We start from the raw sequence: 2,980 nt of genomic DNA, 5'->3' as shown, positions 1-2,980 counted from the left end.
CACCTCGCCCTTGGTCGCGCTCACCCCACTGGCGGCGCTGGCCGCGGGAGCCGGCGCGCGGCTGCGCTCGATGTGGATGATGGGCTCCCGCGGCGGCTTGGGGGGCGTCGGGGGCTGGGGTACGGCCCCCGGCGGCTCCCAGACCGGAATGCGCAGATTGAACGGCGGGATGTTCTGCATCACGCCGCTGATGATCAGCAGCAGCACGGACAGCGCGATGAACTTCCACCAGCTGATGCCGACCAGCCAGCCGCCGTAGGCGTGGTAGCCACGTGTCACGGCGGCGCTGAAGCGGGCCCAGCGGCCCGGCGCCTGCGGGGGGTGCGGGACGGGCGGCACCGGCGGCGCCGGCGGAACGGGTGGAGTGGCGGAGATCGTCATCGCGGGCCTTGCAGGATTGGCCGCGACTGTACGGGCAGCGACCGCTCGCCGCGAGGACCATGCGACGGCCGCGCGCGGCGGCGCGACAGGCTGCGCCTGCCCGCGACAGGCCGGAGCCTGGGAGGCCTACAGGAAGCCGATCGAGCGCGCGCTGCCGAAGTTCGCCAGGTTGGGCAGTACCGCATCGAGCTGCGCCGGGCTGGCGCCGAACCAGCCGAGCAGCGTGGCGGCGTACTGGTCGACCGACAGCGTCGGGATCCAGCGACCCTGCAGCTCCCAGCTGTCGACGCCGACGTCGTCCGGCCCGCCCAGCACCAGCGTCGGGTAGCTGCCGTAGGTGGTGCCGCCGCGCACCGCGCCGCCGACCACCAGGTGATGGTTGCCCCAGGCGTGGTCGGTGCCGCTGCTGTTGTTCGGCGTGAAGGTGCGGCCGAAGTCGCTCTGCGTGAACGCGGTCACCGCGTCGGCCAGTGCCAGCGCCTTCATCGCGTTGTGGAAGCAGGCCAGCGAATCGCCGACCTGCTTGAGCAGCGTGGCGTGGTTACCGGTCAGCACGGTGCCGCCGATCTGGTTGCCGTGGGTGTCGAAGCCGCCGAGCTGCGCGAAGAAGATCTGCCGGTTGCCCTGCACCGTGGCGTTGCCGGCGATCAGCTTGGCGATCTGGTAGAGCTGGCGTGGCAGGCCGTTGGCCACCGTGCCGTTGCTGATCAGCGGCGCGAAGGCGTTGTCGATCGCCGCCACCGAGCCCGGCTGGCCGGGCGTCACCTTGATCAGCGCGGCCAGCCGGTCGGAGACGGTGAAGGCGTCGCGCTGCATCTGGGCGTAGACCTCGGCGAGGTCGGTGTCCTGCGCCTCGGTGTAGATGCCGCGCAGCGCGGTGGCGCGCGCCACCAGCGGCGCATAGCCGGTGCGCCAGCTCTCGGTGCCGAGTTCGTAGGCGCCGAAGGTGGCGCCCGGGTCGGGCAGCACCAGCGGCGCCGACAGCGACGACAGCCCGAAGCGCCCGTTGCCGCCCACCGAGATCACCGGGTTGGCGGTGCCCAGCACCTCGGCGGCACGGCCGCCCCAGCCGGTGCGGGTGAGCGCATCGGTGCTCGAGGCCTCCCAGAGCACCTGCTGGTCGCTGTGCGAGAACAGGCTGTCGGGCACCAGATCCGAGCTCTGCGGCGCGGCGCGGAACTGCGCCTTGGTCAGCGGCTGGTACAGCGGTCCGACGTTGAATACCGGTGCCAGCCGTCCCTCCGTCCAGATCGGCTCCAGCGCCGAGAGTGCCGGGTGCAGGCCGTAGCCGCTGGTGCCCAGCGGCACCAGGCTGGCCTGCGGCAGCGCCAGGCCCTTGCGCACGGCGGCGTACTGCCCGTAGCGGGTGGCGTCGGTCGGCACGATGGTGTTCAGGCCGTCGTTTCCGCCGTACAGGAAGATGCAGACCAGCGCCTTGTAGTCGGCCGCCCGCGCCGGCGTGGCCGGCAGCAGCAGGTTGCCCAGCGTGCCGAGGCCGGCGCTGGCGCCGACGAGGCCGGCGGCCTTGAGCCAGTGGCGGCGGGAGAGGTTCATGCGTTCTTTGCTCATCGCTGCACCTGGAAGGCCGGGGTGGCGAACACGAGGTAGGCGGCCTGCTTGACGCGCTCGCTCTGCCAGGTGTTGCTGGTCGACGAATTGAAGGCTTCCACCGCGGTGACGATGCGCCCGCGTGTGCCGGCGGGCAGCACCGCACCGGTGGCCAGCACCGAAAGGCGGTCGACCAGCTTGCCGGCGTCGGCGGCGTCGGCCTCGAAGGGCGTGGTGTCGATGCGCGTGCCGAAGGCGCCAGGCACGTTGGCGGCGGGATCCGATCCGCCCCAGTAGAGCAGGTAGGTCAGGAAGTTCAGCCGCTCCAGCGCTGCGTTGGCGTTGTGGATGCCGAACTGCGGCCCGACCATCGCCGGCTTGCCCGGCACCGGGTAGTCGGGCGGGTAGAAGTTGAACACCGACGGCGGGCGGAAGACGTGCTGGCGCAGCGTCTCGCCCCACCACCAGGCCAGCGCCTCGCCGTCGCTGCGGCCGTTGAGCGCGCGCAGCGTGGCGGTGAACATCAGCGTGGGCTCGCGCAGCTTGCCGGCGCTGCGCGCGGGCGTCTCGGTGCGCGCCTCGGCGTCGAGCAGGTTCGCCGCCACCGTGGCGGCCAGGTCGCCGCGCTGCCCGGCGCCGAAGCTGCGCCCTTCGGCGCTGTAGCTGCCGGCGACGAACGCACTGGCCACGCGTTGCACGTAGGCCGGGCTGGGGTTGCTGCTGACCAGGTGCTGGATCAGCTGCCTGGCGATGAAGGGCGCGGTGTTCGGGTGCGTCATCACGCTGTCGAGCACCGTCTCCAGCGCGCTGGCCGGCGTGCTGCCGGCGGGCTTGCTCAGGCCCATCAGCAGCGGGCGCGCATTGGCATCGTGGTAGCGCGCCACCGGCACCATGTCGCCGCCGTAGTACTGGCAGTTCGCCCCGGTGGGCCAGCAGCCCCAGGGCGTGGCGCCGCCGGCCGGGTAGGTCCAGCCGGTCAGCGCGTACGCGTAGTTGCGCACCGTCTCGTTGCTGTAGGTGGGTGCGCAGGCGCCGCCCTTGAGCGTGCCGT

Annotated in this window: 2 protein-coding genes and 1 pseudogene; all 3 read right to left on the bottom strand. The window is 72.3% G+C overall.

The window, feature by feature from the left end:
* Positions 1 to 381, bottom strand: a pseudogene (locus tag AB7U92_RS24855) (hypothetical protein); the annotation flags it as partial.
* Between the two features lie 126 nt (positions 382 to 507).
* Positions 508 to 1,950, bottom strand: coding sequence for a DUF1501 domain-containing protein (locus tag AB7U92_RS24850; protein WP_428583172.1), 1,443 nt, complete (start codon positions 1,948 to 1,950; stop codon positions 508 to 510).
* Positions 1,947 to 2,980: DUF1800 family protein (locus AB7U92_RS24845; RefSeq protein WP_428583170.1), on the bottom strand; the 1,034-nt coding region annotated here is incomplete at its 5' end. The genes AB7U92_RS24850 and AB7U92_RS24845, both read right to left, overlap by 4 nt.

Source organism: Piscinibacter sp., from assembly GCF_050175855.1.
Lineage (GTDB): Bacteria > Pseudomonadota > Gammaproteobacteria > Burkholderiales > Burkholderiaceae_C > Piscinibacter.
Note: the sequence above shows the minus strand (reverse complement) of the source record. Positions and strands in the feature narration are given on the sequence as shown.